The following is a 26,250-nucleotide window of genomic DNA, read 5'->3' on the forward strand; positions in this document are numbered from 1 at the left end:
CTTCCCTTCGAGGTTATCATGAAACCTTCCCAAAGCCTGTTTATGGTGTTCTTGCTACCGGTACTGATGGTGGTGTTACCCGCCATGCTGCTGCTGGCGCTTGCCACCCAGGTGTTGAAAGAGCAGTCGCTGCAAAACCATCAGCTGCAGTCCAATGATTTGGACACGCTGGTGCAAATGGCCACCTTTGACCGCCAGTTGAGCGACCTGCATCAGCGGGTCACCGAAGTCCTCAGCCAGGCAACCGACACCAACCTGAGTGCCATGCAGCGTTATTCCGAGTATGGCATCATCAATCTGGAGCTTTCCCGGATTGGTCAGAGCATCGACCAGTTGGCGGCCTCACCCCTGATCTACGATCTCAGCCACGAGAGTGCGGACACTCTGCAGCGCGCCTTCTTCGATTACCGTCGTTTTGTGGACATGGCGAACGAAGCCGCCACCTTGAATCAGGGAGACGCTGGCTATTATCTACGTGAAGCCCAGCAGTACTTCACGACGTTCAACCTGTTTTCTCAGCAGATTTTCGAAGCCCTGACCCAGCGAGCCAGTGATCGACATGGCGAGTCGTACCAGGCACTGACCCACGAGCGCAACTCCATTCTCTGGACCGGCATTGGGCTGTTCTCGCTACTGCTGGGCGCGGCGATGATCGCGGCATGGCGGATCAATCAACGCTTGGTCATCGTGGGCGATGCCATTCTCGCCCTTTCCAAGCGCTCGGATCAGTTACCGGACATGCAGGCAGTGGAGCGGCTCAGCCAGCAGCATAGCGGAACCCTGCAGCGCATCGCCGCTTCGCTATTGAGCTTGCGTGACTCCGAGCACCAGCGGCGTCATGCCGAGCAGCAAGTGCATCAACTGGCCTACTACGATTCGCTTACCGAGCTGCCCAACTGGCGCTTGATGCGCGAACACCTTCAGCACTCGCTCGAAACCAATGCGCACACGGGCACCTACGGCAGCCTGATCTATGTGGACGTGGACGAGTTCAAGCGCATCAACGATGGCATTGGCCACCGCGCCGGGGATGAGTTGATCAAGCAGATGGCCAAGCGGCTGGAAACGCTGCAGCCCCAAGGCTGCACGATTGGCCGGCTCAGCGGAGACGAATTTGCCATCATCGTGGACGGCTTGGATGAAGACCAGCTGAAAGCGGCCGAAAAAGCCGAGTTCTTTGCCCAGCAGGTGAGTCACACTCTGACCCAGCCTTACTGCCTGGAAGGCCGTCAGCAGTTCCTCAACGTCAGCCAGGGCCTGGTATTGTTCAAAGGGCTGGAAGAGAGCATCGACAGCCTGTTTCAGTACGCCAACTCAGCGGTACACCTGGCCAAGCGCGGCGGACAGAACGGCCTGCGTTTTTATGACCCCGAAGTACAAGCCCAGCTGGAAAGCCGCACGGAGCTGGAGCGCGACCTGCGCCTGGCCATCGAGCAGGAAGAGTTCGTGCTGGTATATCAGATGCAGGTAGATAACCAAGGGCGGGCGATTGGTGCCGAAACGCTGATTCGCTGGCAGCACCCGGAGCGAGGGTTTGTCTCCCCCGGCATGTTCATCCCCCTGGCGGAGGAAACCGGGCTGATCGTGCCGATTGGCAGTTGGGTACTGCACGCAGCCTGTGAGCAGTTGGCGGCCTGGCAGGCCACGGAGCACACCCGGCATCTGGTGCTGGCGGTGAACGTCAGTGCCAAGCAGTTTCAGCAACCCGGTTTCGTGGAGGAAGTCGCCACCGCGCTGGAGCTCAGTGGCGCCCCTGCCCATCGTTTGAAGCTGGAACTGACCGAAAGCACTGTGATCAGCAAAGTGGAGGACACCATCGAGCGCATGCACCAGCTCAAGGCGCTGGGCATCAGCTTTGCCATGGATGACTTCGGTACCGGATACTCCTCGCTGCAGTACTTGAAGCGCCTGCCGCTGGACCAGATAAAGATCGACCAGTCGTTCGTGCGCGATGTGCATCAGGACGCCGACGACATGGCCATCGTCGAAACCATCATTGCCATGGGGCGTTCACTGGGGCTTGATGTGATTGCAGAAGGTGTGGAAACCATCGAGCACTGGCGCTATCTCAACGCGCACCAGTGCCATGCCTATCAGGGTTACTACTTCTGCAAGCCAGTGGCACCGGAGGAGATGGCCAAGCATTGCCTGGCACCTCCTCCCGTACTGGCCTAGGGCTGGTCGCGGCTGGCAGCAGGCGCTACTCGCCCGGCTGCCAGCCATTGACGATGGGGTAACGACGGTCACGCCCGAAACCACGCGGCGTGACCCGTACACCTACCGGAGCCTGGCGACGCTTGTACTCGCAGCGGTCCACCAGCTTCACCACCTTGTAGACATCGTCCTCGTCGTAACCCGCCGCAATGATGGCTTCGGCGCTCATGTCCCCTTCGATGTAGCGCACCAGAATCGCGTCCAGCACATCGTAATCCGGCAGGGAATCGCTATCCTGCTGGTCGGGCGCCAGCTCTGCGCTGGGCGGACGCTCGATGACCCGCTCTGGAATGGCTGGCGACTGGGTGTTACGCCAACGTGCCAGGCGGTAGACCCAGGTCTTGTAGACATCCTTGATGGCGTTGTAGCCGCCCACCATGTCGCCATAGAGCGTGGCATAGCCCACGGCCATTTCGCTCTTGTTGCCGGTGGTCAGCACCATCAGGCCCTTCTTGTTGGAAATGGCCATCAGCAGCACGCCTCGGCAGCGCGACTGCAGGTTCTCCTCGGTGGTGTCACGCTCGGTGCCCGCAAAGCTATCCGCCAGGGTCGCCATGAAGGCCTCTACCATGGGCTCGATGGGCATCACGTCATAATGCACCCCCAGCAGTTTGGCCTGCTCGGCGGCATCCTGCTTGGAGATATCGGCGGTGTAGTGGTAAGGCATCATGACCGCCTGAACGCGCTGCGGCCCTAGCGCATCCACCGCAATCGCCAGCGACAAGGCGGAGTCGATGCCGCCGGAAAGCCCCAGCACCACGCCTTTGAAGCCGCTTTTATTGACGTAGTCACGCAGCCCGGTGACCAGCGCGCAATAAAGGCTCTCTTCCGGCATGACTTCCGGCTCGATCTCTCCGGCCTGGGGCTCCCAACGCTCGGCGCTGGTTTGCAGCAGTTGAACGGGCATCAGCCCGGCTTGCCAGTAAGGGGCCAGCACCTTGAGCTGGCCCTGCTCATCCACACAGCAAGAACCGCCGTCGAACACCAGCTCATCCTGGCCGCCAATGGTGTTGACGTAAAGAATGGGGCGCTGAACGTCCTGAGCCCGCTGCTCCAGAAGGCGCAGCCGCTCGGTGGGCTTGTCCTGGTGGTAGGGTGAGGCATTCAGGCTGATCAATACTTCCGCCCCGGCCGCCTGCGCCGCCTTGACCGGCGAGCCTTCCCACAAGTCTTCACAGATCAACAGCCCCAGCTTGGCACCCTTGTGCTCGTAAACCAGTGGCTGGGTGCCGGGGGTGAAGTAGCGCTGCTCATCGAACACTTGGTAGTTGGGCAGCGCCTGCTTGGCGTACTCTGCTTCCCACTGGCCGTTGTACAGCACGCCCGCCATGTTGTAGCACTTGCCTTCACGCACGCCGGGATAACCAATGATGACCAGCACGTCTCGGGCCACCTTCTCGGCCATTTTGGCGCGGGCTTCGCGCAGGCGCGCTTCCATGGAAGGCCTCAGCAGCAGATCTTCCGGCGGGTAGCCGGAAAGAAACAGCTCGGGAAAGACCACAATGTCCGCCCCATGCTCGATCCTCGCCTCACGCACGGCCTCGATGGCGCGCGCGGCATTGCCGGGAATATCTCCCACTAGCGGGTCGAGTTGGGCCATTACCAGCGTTAAGTCTTGCATGGGCGTCAAAATCTCTTGAGAATCTTCAGAATACGATGGCACTTGGGGCATTGTCCCGCAAGGTGCGCCTGCTGGCAAAGGCCATACGGCTACAGGCGTACTGCCCGCTTTTTCCCGGTATGGGAGTTATCGAGGATGAACCTGTTGATCATTCGGCTGATTATTTTTGCGGTGCTGTTTTATGCAGGCCTGAAACTCTACGGCATGTATCGCCAGCACCGCCTTTCCCAGCAGCAGCCCCCCGCTCCTCGCCATGAAGGCGGGCAGATGGTGCGCTGCCGCTGGTGCGACGTCCACGTGCCGGAAAGCGAGGCACTGCGTGACCATGAGCAGTGGTTTTGCTGCAGCGCCCACCGCGACCGTTTCCTGCAGGAACAGCGTGATCGCGACGACGGTAATGCTTGATGCGCTACCCCCGACGTAGCGCCACCGGCAAGTAAGGCGCTGGGTCGATCAGCGGCTCACGATCCAATAGCTGGTCGACCAGCAGATGCGTCGAGGCGGGAGCCAGTACCAGACCATTACGGTAGTGCCCTGCATTGACGAACACGTTGGGAAATTCCGGCAGCGCGCCGATGAACGGAATGCCGTCCGGGGAGCCCGGACGCAGCCCCGCCCAGTGATACGCCACGGGGTACCTGGCCAGTGCAGGAATGATGTTTTCAGCACTCTGGCGCAGCGACGCCAGGGCGTCCTGATCGGTGGTTTTATCGAACCCGGCCTCTTCCAGCGTCGAGCCCACCAGCAGCAGACCATCGTTACGCGGAATCACATAGCGACCATCTTTCAGCACCACCCGCTGCACCAGCCCTGGCGGGGTCTGATAAGCGATCATCTGCCCTTTCACGGGCCGAACGGGCAACTGGACACCCAGGCCTTCCAGTAGCTGGGCTGCCCAGGCTCCGCCACATACCACTATTCGCTCGGCATGCAGCTCGCCCGACCCCGTGGCCACCCCCACGACCTTGCCCTGACGCTGGAGGAAGCCGGTGACCTGGCACTGCTCGACCAGCGTGACGCTCGGCATCGCCGCCAGCCGGGCCCGCAGCGCCTGGCCAAGGCGGGGGTTACGAATGCTGCCCAGCGTCGGCATCCACAGAGCGCTTCCGCCAGAGGCCAGCGCGGCGGGCTCTTTCTGCTGCACGACCTCTGCCTCGACCCGTTCGAGCGGCTTGCCCATTTGCCGAGCCCACGCCAGCGCCTGCTCGTCATCTTCCACGTTCAGGTAAAGCAGGCCTTTCTGGCGATACTCGGGGTCGATGCCCGTTTCTTCCAGCAGCCGCAGCGCCAGCGTGGGGTACACCCCTTCCGACCAGCGCGAGAGCCGCGACACCGGCTCACCGTAACGCCAGGGGTAGAGCGGCGAGACGATACCCCCACCCGCCCAGGAAGCCTCCTGGCCACACTGCCCGCGCTCCACCAACGTGACCTGCTGCCCTGCATCAGCCAGCTGGAGCGCGGTCATCATGCCGATGACACCGCCGCCAATAATTAAGATATGGCTCACAAGCTTTGTCCGTTTTGGCTTACATAAAAAGAGCACAAGGCCCTCTAGGATAAGTCCCATGACCGTACACAGAGGGTCTCATGATGACATGCGATACCGCTGCACACCCACGGCCTGGCTCGGTTCAGCGAGGCTTTACGCTCCTAGAACTGATGGTGGCCCTGGTGCTGATGGCCGTCATGACTGCCTGGCTGGCCCCAAGTTTTCAAGCCTTGGGGCACCACAGCATGCTCAACAGTGAAACGACGCGGCTGCAGGCTGCGTTTGCCTTGGCGCGCAATACGGCCATTACCCAGCGCACGGCGGTCACCATCTGCCCAGCCAACCCACAACACACTGCCTGCACTGCGAGCTGGCACGACACCTTGATGGTGGTGAAAGGACGCGCCACGGATACCATCGAGCCAGCGCAGGTGCTGCGCACCTTTCCCGGCCAGTTGGCCACCTACACCACCTATAGCCGTGGCTGGCATCGAGTGACGTACACGCCACTCGGCCATGCCAGCGGCTATAACGGCAGCTTCGACGTGTGCGCGACGGGCGAAACGGGCAAGCGGCTGGTGCTGAGCCAGTTAGGCAGACTGCGTATCGATACGTCGCCTATCGCCTGCTAGTCGGGTCAGCCTCAGGCAATACCGTCCAGGTAACGCTCTGCATCCAGCGCTGCCATGCAGCCACTGCCCGCCGAGGTGATGGCCTGGCGATAGATATGGTCCATGACGTCGCCACAGGCAAACACGCCTGGCACGCTGGTGGCCGTGGCGTTACCCTCGCTGCCGGACTGTACCTTGATGTAGCCACCGTTCATTTCCAGCTGGCCTTCGAAGATGCCCGTATTGGGGCTGTGGCCGATGGCGATGAACAGCCCAGGCGCGTGGATCTCCTTGGTGCTGCCGTCCTGCGTCGACTTCACCCGCACGCCGGTGACGCCGGTGTTGTCGCCCAGCACTTCTTCCACCTCGTAAAACCATTCCAAGGCGATCTTGCCTGCCTCTGCCTTCTCGAACAGCTTGTCTTGCAGGATCTTTTCGGCACGAAGCGTATCGCGGCGATGGACCAGCGTGACCTTGGAGGCAATGTTCGACAGGTAGAGCGCTTCTTCGACCGCCGTGTTGCCACCGCCGACCACGATCACTTCCTGATTGCGGTAGAAGAAACCGTCGCAGGTAGCACAGGCAGAGACCCCCTGGCCCATGAACTGCTGCTCTGACGGCAACCCCAGATAGCGAGCGCTGGCACCGGTAGCCACGATCAGGGCGTCGCAGGTATAGACGCCGCTATCGCCCTTCAAGGTGAACGGCTTCTCGCCAAGGCTCACCTCGTGGATATGATCGAACAGCACTTCGGTGTTGAAACGTTCGGCATGCTGCTTCATGCGTTCCATCAACTCAGGCCCTTGTACGCCCTCGGCATCGCCGGGCCAGTTGTCCACATCGGTCGTCGTGGTCAACTGGCCACCCGCCTGCATGCCGGTAATCAGCAGCGGCTTCAGGTTTGCCCGAGCGGCATAAACCGCTGCCGTGTACCCCGCCGGGCCAGAGCCTAGAATGATCAAACGTTCATGACGCGTTTCCATGACACCACCTTTGTGACAATTGAGCAGAGTTCGTCGTCGACATTCGTTGCAGGGCCGACATTCGCAGAAGAGTCTGCCTGAAATGGCGTCGAGTACAAGCAATTACAAGGGTTGGTCTACGCTATTAGGCCAAGATGGCTTGAAAGGCGACCCCGCCACACCCATGTGCCCTACATGAGCCATACTGTTGATCAGCGTTATTCTGGAACACAGTGACCGTTGCGATACCCATAAGCGATCGAGAGGAGAATGGAATGAGCAAGATACCCAGCACGCTTCATACCCTGACGGCAGGAAGCCAGGAGTATCACTACTACAGCTTGCCCAAAGCAGCCGAAACGCTGGGCAACATCGACCGGCTGCCCAAGACGCTCAAGATTCTGCTCGAAAACCAGCTGCGCTTCGCTGACGACGAGAGCGTCGAACAGGCCGACATGCAAGCCCTGGTCGACTGGCAAAACGAGGGGCAGTCCAGCCGCGAAATCGGTTACCGCCCTGCCCGCGTTCTGATGCAGGACTTCACCGGCGTACCGGGGGTCGTGGATCTCGCCTCTATGCGCGCAGCGGTCGAGTCCCTGGGCGAAGACCCCGCCCGCATCAACCCGCTCTCTCCGGTCGATCTGATCATCGACCACTCGGTCATGGTCGACAAGTTTGGCAACCCCACGGCCTTTCAGGAGAACGTGGATATCGAAATGCAGCGTAACGGCGAGCGTTACGAGTTCCTGCGCTGGGGCCAGAAAGCATTCGACAACTTCAGTGTCGTGCCGCCCGGCACCGGCATTTGCCACCAGGTCAACCTGGAGTACCTGGGCCGCACCGTCTGGACCAAACAAGAAGACGGCAAGACCTTCGCCTACCCGGACACGCTGGTGGGCACCGACTCCCACACCACCATGATCAACGGCCTGGGCGTACTGGGCTGGGGGGTAGGCGGCATCGAGGCCGAGGCGGCCATGCTGGGCCAGCCGGTATCGATGCTGATTCCCGAGGTTATCGGCTTCAAGCTGACCGGCAAGCTGCAGGAAGGCATTACGGCCACCGACCTGGTTCTCACGGTCACCGAGATGCTGCGCAAGAAGGGCGTGGTCGGCAAGTTCGTCGAGTTCTACGGAGATGGCCTGAAAGACCTGCCGCTGGCCGACCGCGCCACCATTGCCAACATGGCCCCCGAGTATGGCGCCACCTGCGGCTTCTTCCCGGTGGACGATGAAACCCTCAATTACCTGCGCCTGACCGGCCGTGAAGATGAGCTGGTCGCGCTGGTCGAAGCGTACAGCAAGGCCCAGGGGCTCTGGCGTGAGCCCGGTGACGAGCCCATCTTCACCGATACCCTCAGCCTCGACATGAGCAGCGTGGAAGCCAGCCTGGCAGGCCCCAAACGCCCGCAGGATCGCGTCTCTCTCAAGAACATGCCCAAGGCGTTCGCCAGCGTCATGGAGGAAGATGGCAAGTCCTACCCTTCTACGGAAACGGGCAAGCTTTCCTCGGAAGGCGGCCAGACCGCCGTGGGCATCGACCGGAGCTTCGAACGCTCGTTTCAGCATAACGATAGCCAAGCGGTCAAGATGGGTGAGCAGGATTTCAACCTGGACCCAGGCGCCGTGGTCATCGCGGCCATCACTTCTTGCACCAATACCTCCAACCCCAGTGTCATGATGGCGGCGGGCCTGTTGGCACGTAACGCGCGTCAGAAGGGGCTGGCCACCAAACCCTGGGTCAAGACGTCCCTGGCGCCTGGCTCCAAGGTGGTCACCGACTACCTGGCCGCTGCCGAACTGAACGATGACCTGGATGCGCTGGGCTTCAACCTGGTGGGCTACGGCTGCACCACCTGTATCGGCAACTCCGGTCCGCTGCCCGACGCCATCGAAAAAGCCATTCAACAGGGGGACCTTGCCGTTGCCTCCGTGCTGTCGGGTAACCGCAACTTCGAAGGCCGCGTGCATCCGCTGGTCAAAACCAACTGGCTGGCTTCACCGCCGCTGGTGGTGGCCTATGCACTGGCGGGCAACGTTCAATGCAACCTGTCCACCGACCCGCTTGGGGAAGACAGCGATGGCAACCCAGTGTACCTGAAAGACATCTGGCCCTCGCAGGCGGATATCGCCAACGCCGTACAGAAGGTCAACACCGAGATGTTCCGCAAGGAGTACGGCGCCGTTTTCGAAGGCGACGAGACGTGGCAGTCGATCAAAGTGCCGGAAAGCAACGTCTACGAGTGGCCCTCCTCCACCTACATTCAGCACCCACCCTTCTTCGAAGGCATGCAGCGCGAGCCCGATGCCATCGAAGATGTCCAGAGTGCTCGAGTACTGGCGATGCTGGGTGACTCCGTCACCACCGACCATATTTCCCCTGCAGGCTCCATCAAGCCCGACAGCCCTGCTGGCCGCTACCTGCAGGAGCATGGCGTCAAACCCGTGGACTTCAACTCCTACGGCTCACGCCGAGGCAACCATGAAGTCATGATGCGCGGCACCTTCGCCAACGTGCGGATCAAGAACGAAATGCTGGACGGCGTGGTCGGGGGTGAAACGCGCCATGTGCCCAGTGGTGAGCAGATGTCGATCTATGACGCCGCCATGAAGTACAAGGAAGAAGGCACGCCGCTGGTGGTGGTGGCAGGCAAGGAGTATGGCACCGGCTCTTCCCGCGACTGGGCAGCCAAGGGAACCCGACTGCTGGGCGTACGGGCGGTGATTGCCGAATCCTACGAACGGATCCACCGTTCCAACCTGATTGGCATGGGCGTCGTACCGCTGCAGTTCCCCGAAGGCGAGAGCCGCAAGAGCCTTGGGCTCACCGGTGACGAAGAGATTTCGATTGCGGGATTAAGCGACTTGAGCCCAGGCGGCACGGTCAAAGTGGTCATCAAACAGGGCGACCAGGAGCGTACCGTTGATGCCAAATGCAGAATTGATACCGCCAATGAGCTGGCTTACTACCGCCACGGTGGTATCCTTCACTACGTGCTGCGCAAAATGATCGGCGCAGCCTAACGGTAAAAACCGCCAATGCTTGCATCGCCCCCACCTCGGTGGGGGCTTTTTTTTTGCACCGCGCCTTAGAAAGCGCGACGGCGGTAGAAGCGATACTCCGGCGACCAGCAGGATTTTTCGATACGCTCACGCAGTTCCGAGCCGCTGGTTTTCAGCGCCACGCCGTTTTGCTGCGCCTGAGCAGCCACTTCGAAAGCAATCGACTTACTGATTTCACGAATGCGCGACAGCGGTGGCAGCAGCGCACCCTGCCCTTCCTTGACCAGCGGCGCTTCACGGGCCAGGGCACGCGAGGCGCTCATCAGCATCTCGTCGGTCACGCGGTGGGCGTCGGCGGCAATCACCCCCAGGCCAATACCGGGGAAAATATAGGCGTTGTTGCACTGGGCAATGGGGTAGGTCCGCCCGTTGTAGACCACCGGCGCAAAGGGGCTACCCGTGGCTACCAAGGCCTGGCCGTCGGTCCAGCGAATCACGTCCTCAGGCACGGCTTCTGCCTGGGAGGTGGGGTTGGAGAGCGGCATGATGACCGGGTGTTCACAGCCTGCATGCATGGTACGCACGACCTGTTCGGTAAAGATGCCCCGCTGGCCACAGACCCCAATCAGGATGGTGGGTTTGATCTGGGCAATGGTCTCTTCCAGCCCCTGACCGTTCCAGTTGGCTACCAGCGCAGGATCATGGGCCAGACGACGCTGGAAATCCCGCTGCCAGGTCTGGTCGGTGGTCATCAAACCATCCCGGTCGACGATGAAGATGCGCGCTCGCGCCTCTGCTTCGGTCAAGCCTTCGGCCTCCATGGAGACCACTACCTGCTCGGCGATGCCACACCCCGCCGAACCACCACCCACGAACACCACTCGCTGCTGCGCAATGGTTTCGCCCCGCGCCTGGCAGGCAGCCATCAGCGTACCCACCACTACAGAGGCCGTTCCCTGCACGTCGTCGTTGAAGCAGCACAGTTCGTTGCGGTAACGCTCCAGCAACGGCACGGCGTTGGCCTGGGCAAAATCCTCGAACTGCAGCAGTACATTCGGCCAGCGGCGCTTCACGGCGCAAATGAACTCGGCCATGAAGGCATCGTACTCTTCCTGGCTGACCCGCTCGTGACGCCATCCCATGTACATCGGGTCATCCAGCAGCGCCTGGTTATTGGTGCCCACGTCGATCATGATCGGCAGCGTGTAGGCAGGGCTGATGCCGCCACAGGCGGTGTACAGCGCCAGCTTACCGATAGGAATGCCCATGCCGCCGATGCCCTGGTCACCCAGGCCAAGAATACGCTCGCCATCGGTTACCACGATGACTTTCACGTTGTCCTTGGTGGCACTGCGCAGGATGTCGTCCATATGCTCGCGGTCCGGATAGCTGATGAACAAGCCCCGGTGGTTACGATAGATATTGGAAAACTCCTGGCACGCCTGACCCACGGTAGGGGTGTAGATGATCGGCAGCATCTCTTCCAGATGCTCGGACACCAGACGGAAATAGAGCGTTTCGTTATCGTCCTGAATGGCGCGCAGATGAATATGACGCTCCAGGTCACTATGGCACTGCTGGTACTGACGATAGACACGTTCGAGCTGGTCGTCGATGGTTTCGACTTTTTGCGGGAGCAGGCCGATCAGGTTGAACGCCAATCGCTCCTCTTGAGTAAACGCGCTGCCTTTGTTCAATAGCGGCATTTCAAGCAGCGAAGGACCGGCGTAAGGAATGTACAGGGGGCGTTTACTCTTCGTAGACATAGGCACTCTCTTTTTATGTCAATTGCTGTTGCAATGCAGCAACGCTGGGCGTTGGCGACGTTTGTGCGTAATGTAACATGGTCGTGCGACAAAGGTAGAAACAGGGCCGAGAATGGCCATAAAAAAACACCCCGGCCATGGCCGAGGTGTTATCGAACAAACCAAAACGCTAGCGATCAGCAGCTCTTGGCGGTGGGACGGCGCCCCTCTTCGCCAGCAAAGAAAAACGGCCGCAACTTCACGCCAATCAGGTTGCCCGCAAAGGCCGCCGCCATCCAGACCCAGCCATGCAGGCTACCCGACGCAATGCCGCTGAAGTACGCGCCGATATTGCAACCAAACGCTAAGCGCGCACCATACCCCAGCAGCAGGCCACCGATCACAGCGGCCAGCACCGAGCGCAGCGGAATACGGAAGTTCGGTGCGAAACGCCCGGCCAGATGGGCGGCAGCCAGTGCCCCCAGCATGATACCCACGTTCATGACCGTCGTGATATCGCTCCATACACTGGCTTCCAGCGCGGCCGCGTTACCCGGTGCTTGCCAATAACCCCACTGGCTCACATCGCCGCCCACCAGCTCATACGCCTTGGCGCCCCACAGCGCAAAGGCCGAGGTAATGCCCCAGGGGCGACCCGCCAATGCCAGGGTGGCAAAGTTGAGCAGCGCCAGGGCAACGGCCCCCGCCACCAGCGGCCAAGGGCCCGTGAGCCAGCGCTCCACACCGGGCTTATCGACCGTAGGCACCTGTTCCAGCTGGCCATGACGGCGCTTCTCCATGATCACCGTAAAGGCGGCGATGGCAGCAAACAGCACCAGGCTGATGCCGATACCGCCCCCAACGCCAGCCACGTTGACCAACGACACCGGCTGGAAGGCGGGCAAACTTTGCCACCAGGTGAAATGCGCAGACCCGATGACCGAGCCCACGATAAAGAACACCAGGGTAATCAGCATACGGGCATTACCACCGCCAGCGGTAAACAGCGTGCCCGAGGCACAGCCGCCGCCCAACTGCATGCCGATACCGAAGATAAACGCACCGAACAACACCGAAATGCCGATCGGCGAGACGAAGCCACTCACCGGCGTACCAAACAGCGACCCCGCCCCCAGCGCCGGAAAAAACAGCACTACGGCAATCGCCAGCATGATCATTTGCGCCCGCAAGCCACGCCCACGACGCTCGGTAATGAACACCCGCCAGGCCGCCGTAAAGCCAAACGCTGCGTGATAGAGCACCATACCCAGCAGGCCGCCCACGATCATCAGCAGCCCGATATTGGCGCCAAAAATGACGCCAATCACGATCGCCCCCAGCACAATCGCTGCCATGGCCAGAAGGGGCACGCGGTACGAGACCGGAGCCACCATTGAGGTAGTCGCCATAATTCACCTGTTTAGCAACGCCAAAAGCGCCTGCAACAGCAAGGCGCTTGGCTAAGTTGGACAATAGTTATAAGCCTAACGGCGAGGCGTAAACGCTGGAAATTCTTTATTGAGAGGTTCATATTCCCAAAAGGAATATTTAAACAAAACGCCCCAGCCCAACCACCGAACGCAGCTTGTCCATGGTGATGGATGCCTCGGCACGGGCACGCTCAGCACCTTTCTGCAATATGGCTTCGATATGGGCAGGGTCTTCCATCAAGGCGTTATAGCGTTCACGCGGCGCGCTGAGATGGGCATTGAGGTATTCGAAGACCTGATCCTTGGCCTCTCCCCAGCCAATACCTTCTTCATACTGTTGACGCATGGTGGCGGTTTCGGCATCGCTGGCAAACGCGGCATAGATCTGGAACAGCGTACACGTGTCGGGGTCTTTGGGCTCACCAGGTTCCAGAGAGTTGGTCTTGATCTTGCGCACCAGCTTTTGCAGCTTTTTCTCGCTGACAAAAAGCGGAATGGTATTGTTGTAGCTTTTGGACATCTTGCGACCGTCCAGGCCTTTCAGCACCTCTGCCTTTTCGTTGACCACGGCTTCCGGCTGAGCAAAGTATTGCCCTTTGAACAGATGGTTGAAGCGCCCTGCGATATCACGTGCCATCTCGATATGCTGGATCTGGTCGCGCCCGACCGGCACTTTATGGGCATTGAACATCAGGATATCGGCGGCCATCAGTACCGGGTAGCTAAACAGCCCCATGGTAATGCCCTTGTCCGGATCCTGGTCGCCAGCCTCTTCGTTCTCGGCCACGGCGGCCTTGTAGGCATGGGCTCGGTTCATCAGACCCTTGGCACAGACGCACGACAGCATCCACATCAGCTCGGGAATTTCGCTGATATCCGACTGGCGATAGAAGATGGCGTTATCGGTATCCAGACCCAACGCCAGCCAGGTAGCGGCGATCTCCATGCGTGACGCCTGAACACGCTTGGGATCCTGACACTTGATCAGGGCGTGAAAGTCGGCCAGGAAGTAGAACGACTGCACGTTAGGGTCCTGGCTTGCCTCGATGGCAGGCTTGATGGCCCCGACGTAATTGCCGAGGTGAGGCGTCCCCGTCGTGGTAATCCCGGTCAGCACGCGGGTTTTGGCTATCTGACTCATGATCTGGATCCAACTGAATAAAGGTGAAAAACGATACGCTATTGTACGCCTATTTCCAAACGACGACTGCCTGTCCATCCGCTCGAGTGTCCCGCCGCACGAAGACGGGCTCACTCTGGGCCACGATGCCATCACGTTCAGACAGCACGGCCCCCAACGCCATGACCCATGATTCGCCTTGAAACACCACCGGCACGAACAGGCAGCCCTGGGATGGGCAATCCTGGGACACGCGCTGGGCATGGGGATGATCAAGATAGTCTTCGAAGCGCACCGTGGCGGAAGCCTCTATCTGCGGCGCGCCTTCCCACGATAGCTCGTCGAATCGCCACAATGCGTGTGATGCCGCACTCCCTGAGTTCATTTGAGCCTGCAGGGAAGCACGGAAATTGCCCGCGAGCCGCTTATCCACCAAGGCGGACTGCATGCCCATCATCGCCGTGACCAGTGCACTGGCCAGCAACACCATGACAATGACCAGCGCAGCGCCTCGTTGCGTTTCCATTCACTAGCCCTCTCCCTGCTATTCATCCAGATGAAACAGCGCTTCCCGATGAGCCACATGAAAGGTCACTGCTTGACCACCGGGCCCCAACGGCAATGCTACTTGATACACGGCAGGCGCCTGATCAACGGCGGTGCCGACGGGTTCATCGCGTGGACAGGAGGCTCCCTCGGCAGCCTGGAAGTTCACCAGCGGCTGCGCACGCGACATATCCTGTAGCGTGCAGCGACATTCACTGGCTGACGGTACGCACTGTAATCGGTAGTACGGCTCCCCCGCATCATCGTATGCTCCGCGGCGCTGAAGCGTGGTGGTAATGTGAGTCACGGAGAAAATCAGCGCCTCCTGCTGCCGCCCCAGGCTTTCAGTCTGCCGAAATGTGTGCAGAGTACTCAAGAAGAGCTGCCCTGCCCCTATCACGATGATGACGCCCATGACCATGGCCACCATCATCTCGGTCAGGGTGAAGCCGTTTTGCCTCTCCATAGGCGCCGCCACACTCCCTAAAGGGGTAGTTGAAAGGGATAGACAAGCGACTGAGGGCTGTCGTCCACTGCACTGTCGAGCCTTACCGTCACCTCGAACAGGCAACCTTGCCGAGCAATGGTGCTGTAAATGGCCTGGCCATGACGGATAAGCGGCCCGCCTGAGGCAGCGAACCAGGCCGTTTGCCAGGCACGCTCGATCTCGGCAAGCGGGATATCCTGACAGCCCTCGGCATGACGCGTTGCCGCCCAGACTCGTTCCTGGGCATCCAGCGCCGCCACGCTCACCAGCGTTTGCTGATAGCCGCGCTGCACGGCCTGCAAGGCTTTCAGCTGCATGGCAGCAATACTGATCAGGCCAAGTGACAGCACCACCAGCGCCACGAGTGCCTCGACCAAGGAGAAGCCGCCTTGCTGCCGGTGCTTACCAGCAGGCAGCAGGCAGCCGTTCGCCACGGGCGTTGTACTGCAAGTCTTCTTCGCAGCCATCGTCTCGCTCACTGGAAGCCGTCAGCAGGAAACCACCGTCTTCGTCACCACCATTGGCGACCGTAATGGCGTAGTTACCATCGGGCGAGGTGGCCGTAACGGCGCAGTCATTGTAGGAGTATTGACGTGAATAGCAGCGCTCCATCTCGGAGGCGGCCTGAAGCAGACCCGCATGTGCATCGGTACGCAGAGAACGCTCGACATAACGGTTGTAGCTGGGGTAGGCGATACCGACGACGATACCGATGATCGCGACGGCAATCAGCAGTTCGATGAGGGTGAACCCCTGGGGAGGAAACTTGCCGCCCACAGGGGGGATAGAGCGATCTGGCACGCGCGGTGCTCCCGTATCAACTGAATCATACTTCGAGTATGTCCCAAACCGATACGCTTTGCACCCACTAGAATAGACCTGGTGTTAACGCTATCTCACTGGTGACTATTCACTAACGATCACACGCTCGCGTAGCTCTTTGGGCATGGAGAACGTGATGTTCTCCTCACGACCTTGCAGTTCCACAGGTGCTTCTGCACCCAGTGCCTGCAATTGGTCGATGACCCCTTTCACCAGCACTTCCGGGGCGCTGGCACCGGCAGTGACGCCAATACGCTTGACGCCTTCGAGCCAGGCAGCCTCGATCTGCTCGGCATTGTCGATCAGATAGGCGGGGGTCCCCATGCGCTCGGAAAGCTCCCGCAGGCGGTTGGAATTCGAGCTGTTGGGACTGCCCACGACCAGCACCAGATCGCTGTCCGCTGCCAGCTCGCGCACCGCATCCTGGCGGTTTTGGGTGGCGTAGCAGATATCGTCCTTGCGCGGCCCCTGGATCTCGGGAAACTTCTCCCGCAGCGCGTCGATCACTTTGGCCGTGTCGTCCATGGAGAGCGTGGTCTGGGTGACGAACGCCAGCGCCGCAGGGTCGTTGACGACCAGATTGGCAACGTCCTGTTCGTCTTCCACCAGATAGATCTTGCCCCCATGGGAAGTGTCGTAGCGCCCCATGGTGCCTTCGACTTCGGGGTGGCCTTCGTGCCCGATGAGAATGCACTCCTGGCCGCGTTTGGCGTAGCGCAGCACTTCCATGTGCACCTTGGTGACCAGCGGGCAAGTGGCATCGAAAACTTTCAGGCCACGCTGTTCGGCATCCTGCTGAACCGCTCGGGAAACGCCGTGGGCCGAGAAGATGACGATCACATCGTCGGGCACTTCATGGAGTTCTTCGACGAAGACGGCCCCGCGCTCGCGCAGCGTTTCCACCACGAAGCGGTTGTGCACGACTTCATGGCGCACATAAATCGGCGGGCCGAAGACATCCAGCGCGCGATTGACGATATCGATCGCACGGTCGACCCCGGCGCAGAATCCGCGCGGGTTAGCCAGCTTGATCTGAATGGGCTGAGATGACTCTGATGACTGCATAAATGCGCCTTGATGCAACCTGCATCGCTCGGGAAATTAGTGTTTGGTGATCGGCGTGACGTTGAGCACTTCGACCTCGAATGTCAGCGTGCGCCCTGCCAGCGGGTGGTTGAAATCAACCTCCACGCGGTCACCTTCTACTGTTTTGACCACGCCCGGCAGTTCCGTTCCCGCCTTGTCGGCAAACGACATGACCATGCCCACCTCGGGCTCGTCGTCACCAAAATCTGCTCGCTTCAAGGTCTGGATATTCTGCGGATTATGCTGACCGAAGGCATGCTCCGGGGTAATCTGGAATGACCCGCTCTGGCCGGCGGCCATGCCCTTGATGGGGTGCTCGAAACCCGGCGGCAAGTTGCCATCGCCATATTGAAACGTGGCAGCCGCTTTCTCTTTGGTGGAATCCACCACCGTGCCGTCCTCCAGCTTCAACGTGAAGTGGAGGGTGATTTCCATGCCATCGTCAATTAGGTAGTCCATAGTTCCTCACAGGTAGGCGCGGGGGCGTTCAGGCCATTTTTTTACGGCGTCGATCGCCCATGAACGACTCCCAGATAAGCCCCACGGCACCCAGCGTAATACCAATATCGGCCACGTTGAAAGCCGGGTAGTACCAGCCCGCCACGTGGAATGAGAGAAAGTCCACGACATAGCCGTGAATGAGCCGATCATACAGGTTGCCCAGCGCGCCACCGATGATCAACGGCAGCGCGATGGCCAGCAGCTTTTCGTCTGCCCGCACCCTGGAGAGCCACACGGTCAGCCCTATGCTGGCGCCAATGGCCACCGTGGCAAAGAACCAGCGCTGCCAGCCAGGATGGTCAGCCAGGAAGCTGAAGGCCGCGCCGGTATTGTGCAGCAGGGTCAGGTTGAAAAACGGCAGCACTTCAACCGGCTGTGCATAACTCAAAAAATGGCTGGCGGCATATTTGGTCAGCAAATCCAGCACGATCACCGCCACCGCCAGCCATAGCCAGCGCAGCGGCCGCCGCATGGGCGGACGCTGGTGGGTCGACGCTTCCGTGCCGCTCACGGTGTTAGGCATAGTAACGAATCTCTCCACTGCCTTCGGGCAAGTTGCTCACACAGCGGCCACACAGGTCCGGATGGGCGGCAAAACTGCCCACATCGGCGCGGTGGTGCCAGCAGCGCTCGCACTTGGCATGCTCACTGGCGTTGACGGCTACCTTCAACCCCTCAAGCTCGGTACTTTCGGCACCGGCCGCATCGGCCAGCGGCGCCAGATGCACTTCACTCGTGAGCATCACAAAACGCAGCTCGTCGCCCAGCTTGGCCAGCGCCGTGTGCAGTTCGTCGTTCACGTAAAGCGTGACTTCCGCCGCCAGGCTGCCCTTGATCACTTTGGCGTTACGGGCATCTTCCAGGCACTTGTTCACCGAGTGCTTCACTTCCAGCACCTGCTCCCAGAACGCCCGACCCATCTCGGCACCCTCATCCAGCGTGGAGAGGCCTGTGTAGTAGGTCTCCAGCAGCACGCTGTCGCCACGCTGGCCGGGGATATGCTCGAAAATCTCTTCGGCGGTGAACGACAAAATCGGGGCCACCCAGCGGCTCAACGCTTCCACCACGTGATACAGCGCAGTTTGCGCACTGCGACGGGCCAGCGAGTCGGTTTGCGTGGTGTACTGGCGGTCCTTGATGACATCCAGGTAGAAACCACCCAGCTCCCGTGCGCAGAAGCCGTGTACCTGCTGGTAGACATCCAGGAAGCGGTACTCTTCATAGGCTTTTTCGATACGGCCCTGCAGCTGAGCCGCGCGGTCCACTACCCACTGGTCCAGCGCCAGCATATCGCCGAACGCCACCTGATCCCGAGCAGGGTCAAAACCGCTCAGGTTGGACAGCAGGAAGCGGGCCGTGTTGCGAATACGGCGATAAACGTCGGCCGTACGCTTGAGAATTTCGTCGGAGACGGCCATCTCGCCGGAGTAGTCCGTCGAGGCGACCCACAAGCGCAGAATGTCCGCCCCCAGCTTGTCCATCACGCTTTGCGGGGCCACCACGTTACCGATGGACTTGGACATCTTGCGCCCCTGGGCATCGACGGTGAAGCCGTGGGTCAGCAGCTGCCGGTAAGGCGCATGCCCATCGATGGCCGCGCCGGTCAGCAGCGAGGAGTGGAACCAACCCCGGTGCTGGTCCGAGCCTTCCAGGTAAAGGTCCGCCCGTGGGCCGCTCTCATGGCCATGGGGGTGCGAGCCGCGCAGCACGTGGCGGTGGGTGGTGCCCGAGTCGAACCACACGTCCAGCGTGTCGGTGACTTTCTCGTAGTCGGCGGCTTCCGCGCCCAGCAGCTCGGAGGGTTCCAGCTTGAACCACGCCTCGATGCCCTCTTGCTCCACGCGCTTGGCGGCCTCTTCCATCAGCCCCACGGTGTTCGGGTGCAGCTCACCGGTTTGCTTGTGCAGGAAGAAGGGAATCGGCACGCCCCAGTTACGCTGACGGGAGATACACCAGTCCGGGCGATTGGCGATCATGCTGTGCAGGCGCGCCTGCCCCCAGGCAGGGGTGAACTCGGTGGCTTCGATACCGGCCAGCGCCCGCTCGCGCAGGGTCTTGCCATCCTTGCCTTTGATATCCATGCCGACGAACCACTGGGCCGTGGCACGGTAGATGACCGGCGTCTTGTGGCGCCAGCAGTGCATGTAGCTGTGCGTGATCGGCGTGTGGGCCATCAGCGCGTTCACGTCACGCAGCTTGTCGATGATGTTCGGGTTGGCTTTCCAGATCATCTGACCGCCAAAGAAAGGCAGGTCGTCGATATAGACACCGTTACCCTGAACCGGGTTGAGCATGTCGTCAAAGCTCATGCCGTAAGCGCGGCAGGTGTTGAAGTCGTCCACCCCGTAGGAGGGGGCCGAGTGAACGATACCGGTGCTGCCGACCTCGGACTCCACATAGTCCGCCAGATAGACCGGCGAGAGACGCTCGTAGAACGGATGGCGGAAATTGATCAGATCCAGGTGTTTGCCCTGAGTCGTCGCCACCACTTCACCTTGCAAGCCAAAACGCTCCAGGCAGCTCTCGATCAGCTCTTCGGCCAACAGCAGCAACCGCTCGCCGGTATCCACCAGCGCGTAGGTGAAGTCGGGGTGAACGTTCAGCGCCTGGTTAGCGGGAATGGTCCAAGGCGTGGTGGTCCAGATGACCACCGCCGCAGGCTTGGCCAGCTCGCTCAGACCGAACGCCGCTGCCAGCTTGTCGGCATCTTCCACGGGGAAGGCCACGTCGATGGCATCGGACTTCTTGTCAGCGTACTCGACTTCCGCTTCGGCCAGCGCCGAGCCGCAGTCGAAGCACCAGTTCACCGGTTTCAGCCCTTTGAAAACGTAGCCCGCTTCGACCATATCGGCCAGGGCGCGGATCTCGCCCGCCTCGTTGGCGTAATCCATGGAGCGGTAGGGGTGATCCCAGTCCCCGATGATCCCCAGGCGCACGAAATCCACCAGCTGGGTTTCGATCTGGGCACCGGCGTATTCACGGCACAGCTCACGGGCCTTGTCTGCCGCCAGGTGCTTGCCATGGGTGGTCTCGACCTTGTGCTCGATGGGCAGGCCGTGGCAGTCCCAGCCGGGCACGTAGGGTGCATCGAAGCCCGCCAGGTTCTTGGACTTGACGATGATGTCCTTGAGAATCTTGTTGACGGCGTGACCGATATGGATGCTGCCGTTGGCATAGGGAGGGCCATCGTGCAGGACGAACAGCGGTGCCCCCGCACGGGCTTCGCGCAGGCGCTGGTACAGGTTCATGTCCTGCCACTGGGAAACGCGCCCTGGCTCCTGCTTCGGCAGCATGCCGCGCATGGGAAAGTCGGTTTCTGGCAGGTTTAGCGTGTGCTTGTAATCCATAGTTCCGGTCAGCCGTCGTTAGCATCGGCGTCGTTATCCGCCGAAGTGAAATCAGAAGAAGCGGTCTCACGCCCAAGCGGGGCCGAGGCCAGCGGAAGAGTAAGTGCTACGCCAGCCTCAGCCGCCGCAAAATAGCGGCGTGCCCTGGCCTGGTCATGTTGAATCTGCGCCTTCAGCGCGTCGAAATCGTCGAACTTCACTTCCCCGCGCAGCCGAGCACAGGGGTAAACCGTCAGCCGCTGACCATACAGGTCGCCGGAAAAGTCCAGCAGATGCACTTCGAGGGTGGGCCGTTTAGCACCCACGGTGGGCCGAAAACCGACGTTGGCCACGGCGGGCAGGCGAGCACCGTTCGGCAGCTCGGCCACCACGGCAAACACGCCGCGCAGCGTCAGCGGCTGGGGCAGCAGCGGTAAATTGGCCGTTGGCACACCGATGGTGCGCCCCAACTGCTGATCGCGCACCACGCGGCCATGCAGCGAATAGGCCCTGCCCAGCAGGCGCGCCGCCACCTCGAAATTGCCGCTGGCCAGCAAGGTACGCACCCGGGTACTCGACACACGCTCCCCTGCCACCGTGAAGGTGTGGGTATTTTCGACGCCAAACCCATGGTGACTGCCCACGGCTTCCAGCAGCTCGAAATCGCCCTGGCGATCACAGCCAAAACGGAAGTCATCCCCCACCACCAGATGGCGGACGTTCAGCCCCTGGATCAACACTTGGTCGATGAACTGGCGGCCGGTCAGGCTGCGCAAGGCGTCGTTGAACGGCAGGCAAAGCACCTGTTCCGCGCCGTGGTCGCGCAGCAAGCGCACTTTTTCCCGCAGCCGCGTCAGCCGAGGCGGCGCCTGGTCACCCGCAAAGAACTCCCGTGGCTGCGGTTCGAAGACCACCACGGTCAAGGGCACTCCCAGGCGGGCCGCGTGCTCTCGGCACTGCTGCAGGATCGCCTGATGGCCGCGATGCACGCCATCAAAATTACCGATGGTCGCCACGCAGCCACGCTGAGAGGGTGTCAGATTGTGCAGACCTCGAATGACGTGCATGGCACCTCTGCCGTCTTGAAAGCGTTTGATTATAACGAACGTGCTGGCCTGGTGCAGGTCAAGATTGCCATCGGGCCATCTTGCCCAACGCCCCTGCCAAAAGCGCCCTGCCGCAGCCGTTAGCTATTCATCCTGAAATGCCGTGGGCGCAGCCCCAGCGCCGTCAGCCACAGGAAGTAGAGTCCACCGCCAAGCACCACCAGTCCGGACACCCAGCGAATCCGCTGCCACATGTCGAACTCCAGCCACACCTGCCAGTGGGGCGACACGAAATAGAGCGCCGCCCCCATCAGCAGGCTGCCCCCTCCCAGCTGCACCGCGTAACGCCCCCAGCCGGGCTGAAACACCAGCACGCCCTGACGATACAACAGGTAGCCCAGCAACCCCGCGTTCAGGAACGCCGACAGCGCCGTGGCCAGCGCCAGCCCTGCGTGCGCCAGCGGCCAGATCAGCAGCAAATTGAGCAGCATGTTGGCGACCATGGCGACAATCCCGACCTTCACGGGGGTTTTAGTGTCCTGGCGGGCAAAGAAGCCCGGGGCCAGCACCTTGATCAGCATGAAGGCTACCAGACCGAACGCATAGGCGCGCAGACTCATGGCCGCCATCTGAATATCTACCTCGGTCATCGCCCCATAGTGGAACAGCGTGATCAGGAAAGGCTCGGCCAGCACCGCCAGCGCCAGCGCAGCCGGCACGCCCAGCAACAGCACCACGCGAATGGCCCAGTCCAGCATGGCAGCGAAATGCTCGCTGGACTGCTCTGCGTGGCGCTTGGAAAGTGCGGGCAGGATGATGGTACCAATCGCCACCCCAAACACGCCCAGCGGCAGCTCCACCAAACGGTCCGAGTAATAGAGCCAGGAGACGCTACCGGCCACCAGCAGCGACGCCAACACCGTGTCCAGCAACAGGTTGATCTGCGACACCGATACACCAAACAGCGCCGGGGCCATCAGCTTGAGAATACGCTTGACCCCATCATGGGCGAAGTTGGGCCATGGCGTTGGCAATAGCCCCAGGCGCAGCAAAAACGGCACCTGAAAGGCGAGCTGGGCAGCACCGGCAATCAGCACCCCCCAGGCCAGCGCCATGGCAGGCTCTTCCATCAGGGGCATTAAAAACAGCGCCGCCCCGATCAACGAAAGATTGAGCAACACTGGCGTAAACGCAGGAACGGCAAAGCGGTTCCAGGTGTTCAGAACACTGCCGGAAAAGGCCGTCAAGGAAATCAGCAGCAGGTAGGGAAAGGTCAAGCGCAGCATGTCGGCGGTCATGGCCAGCTTGTCGGGGTCACGCCCAAAGCCTGGCGCAAACAGCCATACCAGCCAGGGCGCACCGAGCATGGCAAACGCCGTGATCAACGCCAGGATGGCGGTCAGGCTGCCCGCCACCGCATTGAGCAGCTCACGAATTTCCTGCTTGCTGCGCTGGGTCGAGTACTCCGACAACACCGGCACGAAGGCCTGATTGAAGGCCCCTTCGGCGAACAGTCGGCGCATGAAATTGGGAATCTTGAACGCCACGAAGAAGGCGTCGGACCCGTTGCCCGCCCCCAGGAAGGTGGCAACCACCACATCGCGCACCAGCCCCATGACCCGCGAGATCATGGTCATGGCGCTCACCACCAGTCCAGAGCGCATCAGTCCTCGGCGCGGCGGCGACATATTGGCTTGCGGCGGTGTCTTCGCAGTCATCACTGGTTCCATACTGAGAAAAGGGGGGACTCAAGCAGCACGGGCAACGTTTGGACACAAAAAAACCGGCCGCAGCCGGTTTTTTAGGGCGACTGCCGGCTTACGCCGCCAGAGCCTTGATGCGCTTGTTCAAGCGGCTTTTCAGGCGCGCTGCTTTCTTCTTGGAAAGCACGTCCTTGTCAGCAATGCGGTCGACGACCGGCTGCATGACCTTGAACTCTTCCATGGCCTTGCCATGATCGCCAGTGTTGATCGCCTTGATCACGCGCTTGATGTAAGTGCGGACCATGCTGCGCTGGCTGGATTTCAGGACGCGACGAGTCTCGGCCTGGCGGGCGCGCTTGCGTGCTTGCTTGCTGTTCGCCACAGGTATCTCCTTGGAGAATAAAGGTTGCCCATCAACGGCAACGGATTAACTATGTGTCTGTCGGCTGGCAATTGCCTTGGCACGACATTTCCGTACGGATCTTTCCACAACAACCGATTGATTTGGCAGCACTTTCAATTCTGCCAAATAGTGTAACGAGCAGTCATTTCGCTGCCCGTTCACGGGTCTTGTCTGAGAGGATGGCGTAGTCTATCACGCGTCAAGCGTGCTTGCTAGCCGTTGTCAATGGTTTCAAGCTGCGACTTCAGCTTCTCGAGTTGCTCGTAGGACTTGCGCAACCACACCTTCATGCGCTGGCGTTCAGCGATGTTCATCAGGCTGCGGTCATTGGCCACCGCCCAAAAGCTGCTGTTGTTGAAGTCGATCTTTTGGGTCAGCTTGGTATGCAGCCGTGGCAATTCGATCAACGCGGCTTCTTGTGCAACGGCCTGCTGATACACCTTGGACTGCTGGAAACGCTCGAAGCTGTCGCCGCGTCCCAGGTTCTGCACCACGACGATACTGACCGGCTGCTCCTGATAGCGGTTCAGCACCTGCTCCAGCAGTGTCACCGAATCTGCCCCATCGTCCATCACATGCCACCAGACCACTTGCATGCCCAGCTCACTGAGCAGACCAAAGACATCGGTCTCCTCGACCCAGCGGTTGATCGGCTGCGCCGACTGAGCCGCCAGGTCGATGATCAGGTCACGCTCGGGGTGCTCTTCCACGGCAGAGAGCATGCCGTCCAGGCTGTCATCGTCACCCACCACGACGGCAGAGGCGTAGTCCTGATAAAAGCGTGAAAACGTCCCGTGGGAGGCATCACAGTCAAAGCCCAGAAAGGGCCACTGATGATCGATGTAGTATTGCGCCAATACCCGCGCCGTCATTGACTTGCCTACACCACCCTTTTCACCACCAATGAAATGAACCTTGCCCATCCTTGTCTCTCCGCCGTCGGGGCCCGATGCCCAAAGGGGAATCTAGCAGGAAAACCCGACAGGAAAACAGCAAAGGTGCAGAAATAGTCGCGGGCGTTGCCGTATCAGGCAACCTGCACCAAGCAAAAAGCCCGACCCCTTTCGGGCTCGGGCTTTTCAGCATGGGCTTTTCAGCACAGGACAGTGACATCAGGCAGCAGCGCCACCCGACCACCTTCATCATGCGGCGATAGCGGTATCACCCATTTTCTGACGAAGCTTTTTCATGGCGTTCTTTTCGAGCTGGCGAATACGCTCGGCGCTCACCCCGTAGACATCGGCCAGGTCATGTAACGTGGCTTTGTCATCGGTCAGCCAGCGGCGCTGGAGGATATCCCGAGAGCGGTCATCCAGTGCCTGCAAGGCCAGCTGAAGGCGGCGCGTCGAATCCTCTTCGAAGTCGCTATCTTCCAGCTGCGTCGCCGGGTCTGCCGAAGCGTCGTCGAGGAAGTAGGCAGGTGCCTGATAAGCGCTCTCGTCGTCATCGCCGGGCGCTGCGTCGTAGCCAGCGTCGAACGCCGACAAACGGCCTTCCATGTCACGCACGATTTCCGGCTTGACGTCCAGGTCCTTGGCGATGGCGTTGACTTCGTCGTTGTTCAACCAGGCCAGACGCTTCTTGGCGCTGCGCAGATTGAAGAACAGTTTGCGCTGTGCCTTGGTGGTGGCAATCTTGACGATACGCCAGTTGCGCAGCACGAACTCGTGGATTTCTGCCTTGATCCAATGCACCGCAAAGGATACGAGGCGCACGCCCTGGTTAGGATCGAAGCGCTTGACGGCCTTCATCAGGCCAACATTGCCTTCCTGGATCAGGTCGGCCTGGGGCAGGCCGTACCCCGAATAACTGCGAGCGATGTGGACAACGAAGCGCAGATGCGACAACACCAGACGACGCGCCGCTTCCAGGTCGCCTTCGTCATAAAGACGAAACGCCAGCTCACGCTCTTCTTCGACGCTCAATACGGCAATGCCGTTGACCGCCTGAATGTAGCCGCCCAGGTCGTTGCCTGGTGACAGCTGCCCCACCGGTAGAAGACTAGTGCTCATGTGCAAACGGTCTCCCTTAAAACCTTTCGTGGTCGACGCGCAGGCAATACTCGGCCAGCGCATCTGGAATTGACTGATAAGACCCTGGCCAACCGTCAAGGTTCACTAGGCCAGTTCATCAGCG

23 protein-coding genes are annotated in these 26,250 nt (G+C 60.5%); 4 read left to right on the top strand and 19 right to left on the bottom strand.

Going from position 1 to position 26,250, the window contains the following annotated elements; genetic code table 11:
- Window positions 1-18 precede the first annotated feature (18 nt).
- Window positions 19-2,175 (top strand): putative bifunctional diguanylate cyclase/phosphodiesterase, encoded by a 2,157-nt coding sequence (locus IE091_RS12180; RefSeq protein WP_189463754.1) that lies wholly within the window; start codon window positions 19-21, stop codon window positions 2,173-2,175.
- 25 nt (window positions 2,176-2,200) lie between these two features.
- Here the strand turns inward: IE091_RS12180 and IE091_RS12185 are convergent, their stop codons facing one another.
- Complete coding sequence (locus IE091_RS12185; RefSeq protein WP_189463755.1) at window positions 2,201-3,835, bottom strand: NAD+ synthase; 1,635 nt, start codon at window positions 3,833-3,835, stop codon at window positions 2,201-2,203.
- 135 nt (window positions 3,836-3,970) lie between these two features.
- On the opposite strand from IE091_RS12185, the gene IE091_RS12190 reads away from it, so the two are divergent.
- Window positions 3,971-4,240, top strand: a complete 270-nt coding sequence (locus IE091_RS12190) for a PP0621 family protein (protein ID WP_081138865.1) — start codon at window positions 3,971-3,973, stop codon at window positions 4,238-4,240.
- Between the two features lie 4 nt (window positions 4,241-4,244).
- Here the strand turns inward: IE091_RS12190 and thiO are convergent, their stop codons facing one another.
- A complete protein-coding gene (gene thiO, locus IE091_RS12195) occupies window positions 4,245-5,342 on the bottom strand; it encodes a glycine oxidase ThiO (RefSeq protein ID WP_189463756.1) in 1,098 nt (365 codons plus the stop codon).
- 80 nt (window positions 5,343-5,422) lie between these two features.
- Between thiO and IE091_RS12200 the strand changes: the two genes are divergently transcribed.
- Window positions 5,423-5,956 carry a GspH/FimT family pseudopilin gene (locus tag IE091_RS12200; protein ID WP_189463757.1) on the top strand — a complete coding sequence of 178 codons (534 nt, stop codon included), beginning with the start codon at window positions 5,423-5,425 and terminating at the stop codon, window positions 5,954-5,956.
- 11 nt (window positions 5,957-5,967) lie between these two features.
- Here the strand turns inward: IE091_RS12200 and trxB are convergent, their stop codons facing one another.
- Window positions 5,968-6,918, bottom strand: coding sequence for a thioredoxin-disulfide reductase (gene trxB, locus IE091_RS12205; protein WP_039182403.1), 951 nt, complete (start codon window positions 6,916-6,918; stop codon window positions 5,968-5,970).
- A 254-nt stretch (window positions 6,919-7,172) separates the two neighbouring features.
- On the opposite strand from trxB, the gene acnA reads away from it, so the two are divergent.
- Window positions 7,173-9,920 (top strand): aconitate hydratase AcnA, encoded by a 2,748-nt coding sequence (gene acnA / locus IE091_RS12210; protein ID WP_189463758.1) that lies wholly within the window; start codon window positions 7,173-7,175, stop codon window positions 9,918-9,920.
- A 65-nt stretch (window positions 9,921-9,985) separates the two neighbouring features.
- Here the strand turns inward: acnA and IE091_RS12215 are convergent, their stop codons facing one another.
- The 16 genes from IE091_RS12215 to rpoH all read right to left on the bottom strand — a co-directional run bounded on the left by IE091_RS12215 (window position 9,986) and on the right by rpoH (window position 26,126).
- On the bottom strand, window positions 9,986-11,665 hold the full coding sequence (locus tag IE091_RS12215; protein ID WP_039182397.1) for an NAD-dependent malic enzyme: 1,680 nt from the start codon (window positions 11,663-11,665) through the stop codon (window positions 9,986-9,988).
- Window positions 11,666-11,841: 176 nt separating this feature from the next.
- Window positions 11,842-13,053 carry a YeeE/YedE family protein gene (locus tag IE091_RS12220; protein ID WP_096921536.1) on the bottom strand — a complete coding sequence of 404 codons (1,212 nt, stop codon included), beginning with the start codon at window positions 13,051-13,053 and terminating at the stop codon, window positions 11,842-11,844.
- A gap of 139 nt (window positions 13,054-13,192) precedes the next feature.
- Window positions 13,193-14,215, bottom strand: coding sequence for a tryptophan--tRNA ligase (locus IE091_RS12225; RefSeq protein WP_096921537.1), 1,023 nt, complete (start codon window positions 14,213-14,215; stop codon window positions 13,193-13,195).
- 49 nt (window positions 14,216-14,264) lie between these two features.
- Window positions 14,265-14,720, bottom strand: a complete 456-nt coding sequence (locus IE091_RS12230; RefSeq protein WP_096921538.1) for a hypothetical protein — start codon at window positions 14,718-14,720, stop codon at window positions 14,265-14,267.
- An 18-nt stretch (window positions 14,721-14,738) separates the two neighbouring features.
- The gene (locus IE091_RS12235; protein WP_039182341.1) at window positions 14,739-15,206 is read right to left on the bottom strand and encodes a PilW family protein; all 468 of its coding nucleotides are present in this window, start codon (window positions 15,204-15,206) and stop codon (window positions 14,739-14,741) included.
- Between the two features lie 17 nt (window positions 15,207-15,223).
- Window positions 15,224-15,661 (bottom strand): type IV pilus modification PilV family protein, encoded by a 438-nt coding sequence (locus tag IE091_RS12240; RefSeq protein ID WP_240525256.1) that lies wholly within the window; start codon window positions 15,659-15,661, stop codon window positions 15,224-15,226.
- A complete protein-coding gene (locus IE091_RS12245) occupies window positions 15,630-16,028 on the bottom strand; it encodes a type IV pilin protein (RefSeq protein WP_276307082.1) in 399 nt (132 codons plus the stop codon). Before IE091_RS12245 ends, IE091_RS12240 begins: the two co-directional genes overlap by 32 nt.
- 105 nt (window positions 16,029-16,133) lie before the next feature.
- Window positions 16,134-17,114: a 4-hydroxy-3-methylbut-2-enyl diphosphate reductase gene (ispH, locus tag IE091_RS12250; protein ID WP_039182336.1), complete on the bottom strand. Its 981-nt coding sequence runs from the start codon at window positions 17,112-17,114 to the stop codon at window positions 16,134-16,136.
- Window positions 17,115-17,150: 36 nt separating this feature from the next.
- Window positions 17,151-17,594 (bottom strand): FKBP-type peptidyl-prolyl cis-trans isomerase, encoded by a 444-nt coding sequence (gene fkpB, locus IE091_RS12255; RefSeq protein ID WP_081138848.1) that lies wholly within the window; start codon window positions 17,592-17,594, stop codon window positions 17,151-17,153.
- A 28-nt stretch (window positions 17,595-17,622) separates the two neighbouring features.
- Window positions 17,623-18,159: a signal peptidase II gene (lspA, locus tag IE091_RS12260; protein ID WP_016916030.1), complete on the bottom strand. Its 537-nt coding sequence runs from the start codon at window positions 18,157-18,159 to the stop codon at window positions 17,623-17,625.
- Window positions 18,152-20,983, bottom strand: a complete 2,832-nt coding sequence (ileS, locus tag IE091_RS12265; protein WP_189463759.1) for an isoleucine--tRNA ligase — start codon at window positions 20,981-20,983, stop codon at window positions 18,152-18,154. Before ileS ends, lspA begins: the two co-directional genes overlap by 8 nt.
- A gap of 8 nt (window positions 20,984-20,991) precedes the next feature.
- Window positions 20,992-22,029 carry a bifunctional riboflavin kinase/FAD synthetase gene (gene ribF / locus IE091_RS12270; protein ID WP_039182324.1) on the bottom strand — a complete coding sequence of 346 codons (1,038 nt, stop codon included), beginning with the start codon at window positions 22,027-22,029 and terminating at the stop codon, window positions 20,992-20,994.
- A 119-nt stretch (window positions 22,030-22,148) separates the two neighbouring features.
- Window positions 22,149-23,726, bottom strand: a complete 1,578-nt coding sequence (murJ, locus tag IE091_RS12275) for a murein biosynthesis integral membrane protein MurJ (RefSeq protein WP_096921540.1) — start codon at window positions 23,724-23,726, stop codon at window positions 22,149-22,151.
- Between the two features lie 100 nt (window positions 23,727-23,826).
- A complete protein-coding gene (gene rpsT / locus IE091_RS12280; protein ID WP_016916025.1) occupies window positions 23,827-24,093 on the bottom strand; it encodes a 30S ribosomal protein S20 in 267 nt (88 codons plus the stop codon).
- 233 nt (window positions 24,094-24,326) lie between these two features.
- Window positions 24,327-25,037: a nucleotide-binding protein gene (locus IE091_RS12285; protein WP_189463760.1), complete on the bottom strand. Its 711-nt coding sequence runs from the start codon at window positions 25,035-25,037 to the stop codon at window positions 24,327-24,329.
- A gap of 219 nt (window positions 25,038-25,256) precedes the next feature.
- Window positions 25,257-26,126: an RNA polymerase sigma factor RpoH gene (gene rpoH, locus IE091_RS12290; protein ID WP_039182315.1), complete on the bottom strand. Its 870-nt coding sequence runs from the start codon at window positions 26,124-26,126 to the stop codon at window positions 25,257-25,259.
- Window positions 26,127-26,250: the final 124 nt, after the last annotated feature.

It is taken from the genome of Vreelandella hamiltonii (assembly GCF_014651775.1).
Classification (GTDB): domain Bacteria; phylum Pseudomonadota; class Gammaproteobacteria; order Pseudomonadales; family Halomonadaceae; genus Vreelandella; species Vreelandella hamiltonii.

Excerpts from the sequence above, each read along its gene's own strand:
- IE091_RS12180 (WP_189463754.1), top strand. The coding sequence starts at position 19 with ATGAAACCTTCCCAAAGCCTGTTTATGGTGTTCTTGCTACCGGTACTG.
- IE091_RS12185 (WP_189463755.1), bottom strand. The coding sequence starts at position 3,835 with ATGCAAGACTTAACGCTGGTAATGGCCCAACTCGACCCGCTAGTGGGA.
- IE091_RS12190 (WP_081138865.1), top strand. The coding sequence starts at position 3,971 with ATGAACCTGTTGATCATTCGGCTGATTATTTTTGCGGTGCTGTTTTAT.
- IE091_RS12200 (WP_189463757.1), top strand. The coding sequence starts at position 5,423 with ATGATGACATGCGATACCGCTGCACACCCACGGCCTGGCTCGGTTCAG.
- trxB (WP_039182403.1), bottom strand. The coding sequence starts at position 6,918 with ATGGAAACGCGTCATGAACGTTTGATCATTCTAGGCTCTGGCCCGGCG.
- acnA (WP_189463758.1), top strand. The coding sequence starts at position 7,173 with ATGAGCAAGATACCCAGCACGCTTCATACCCTGACGGCAGGAAGCCAG.
- IE091_RS12215 (WP_039182397.1), bottom strand. The coding sequence starts at position 11,665 with ATGTCTACGAAGAGTAAACGCCCCCTGTACATTCCTTACGCCGGTCCT.
- IE091_RS12220 (WP_096921536.1), bottom strand. The coding sequence starts at position 13,053 with ATGGCGACTACCTCAATGGTGGCTCCGGTCTCGTACCGCGTGCCCCTT.
- IE091_RS12225 (WP_096921537.1), bottom strand. The coding sequence starts at position 14,215 with ATGAGTCAGATAGCCAAAACCCGCGTGCTGACCGGGATTACCACGACG.
- IE091_RS12230 (WP_096921538.1), bottom strand. The coding sequence starts at position 14,720 with ATGGAAACGCAACGAGGCGCTGCGCTGGTCATTGTCATGGTGTTGCTG.
- IE091_RS12235 (WP_039182341.1), bottom strand. The coding sequence starts at position 15,206 with ATGGAGAGGCAAAACGGCTTCACCCTGACCGAGATGATGGTGGCCATG.
- ispH (WP_039182336.1), bottom strand. The coding sequence starts at position 17,114 with ATGCAGTCATCAGAGTCATCTCAGCCCATTCAGATCAAGCTGGCTAAC.
- fkpB (WP_081138848.1), bottom strand. The coding sequence starts at position 17,594 with ATGGACTACCTAATTGACGATGGCATGGAAATCACCCTCCACTTCACG.
- lspA (WP_016916030.1), bottom strand. The coding sequence starts at position 18,159 with ATGCCTAACACCGTGAGCGGCACGGAAGCGTCGACCCACCAGCGTCCG.
- ileS (WP_189463759.1), bottom strand. The coding sequence starts at position 20,983 with ATGGATTACAAGCACACGCTAAACCTGCCAGAAACCGACTTTCCCATG.
- ribF (WP_039182324.1), bottom strand. The coding sequence starts at position 22,029 with ATGCACGTCATTCGAGGTCTGCACAATCTGACACCCTCTCAGCGTGGC.
- murJ (WP_096921540.1), bottom strand. The coding sequence starts at position 23,726 with ATGACTGCGAAGACACCGCCGCAAGCCAATATGTCGCCGCCGCGCCGA.
- IE091_RS12285 (WP_189463760.1), bottom strand. The coding sequence starts at position 25,037 with ATGGGCAAGGTTCATTTCATTGGTGGTGAAAAGGGTGGTGTAGGCAAG.
- rpoH (WP_039182315.1), bottom strand. The coding sequence starts at position 26,126 with ATGAGCACTAGTCTTCTACCGGTGGGGCAGCTGTCACCAGGCAACGAC.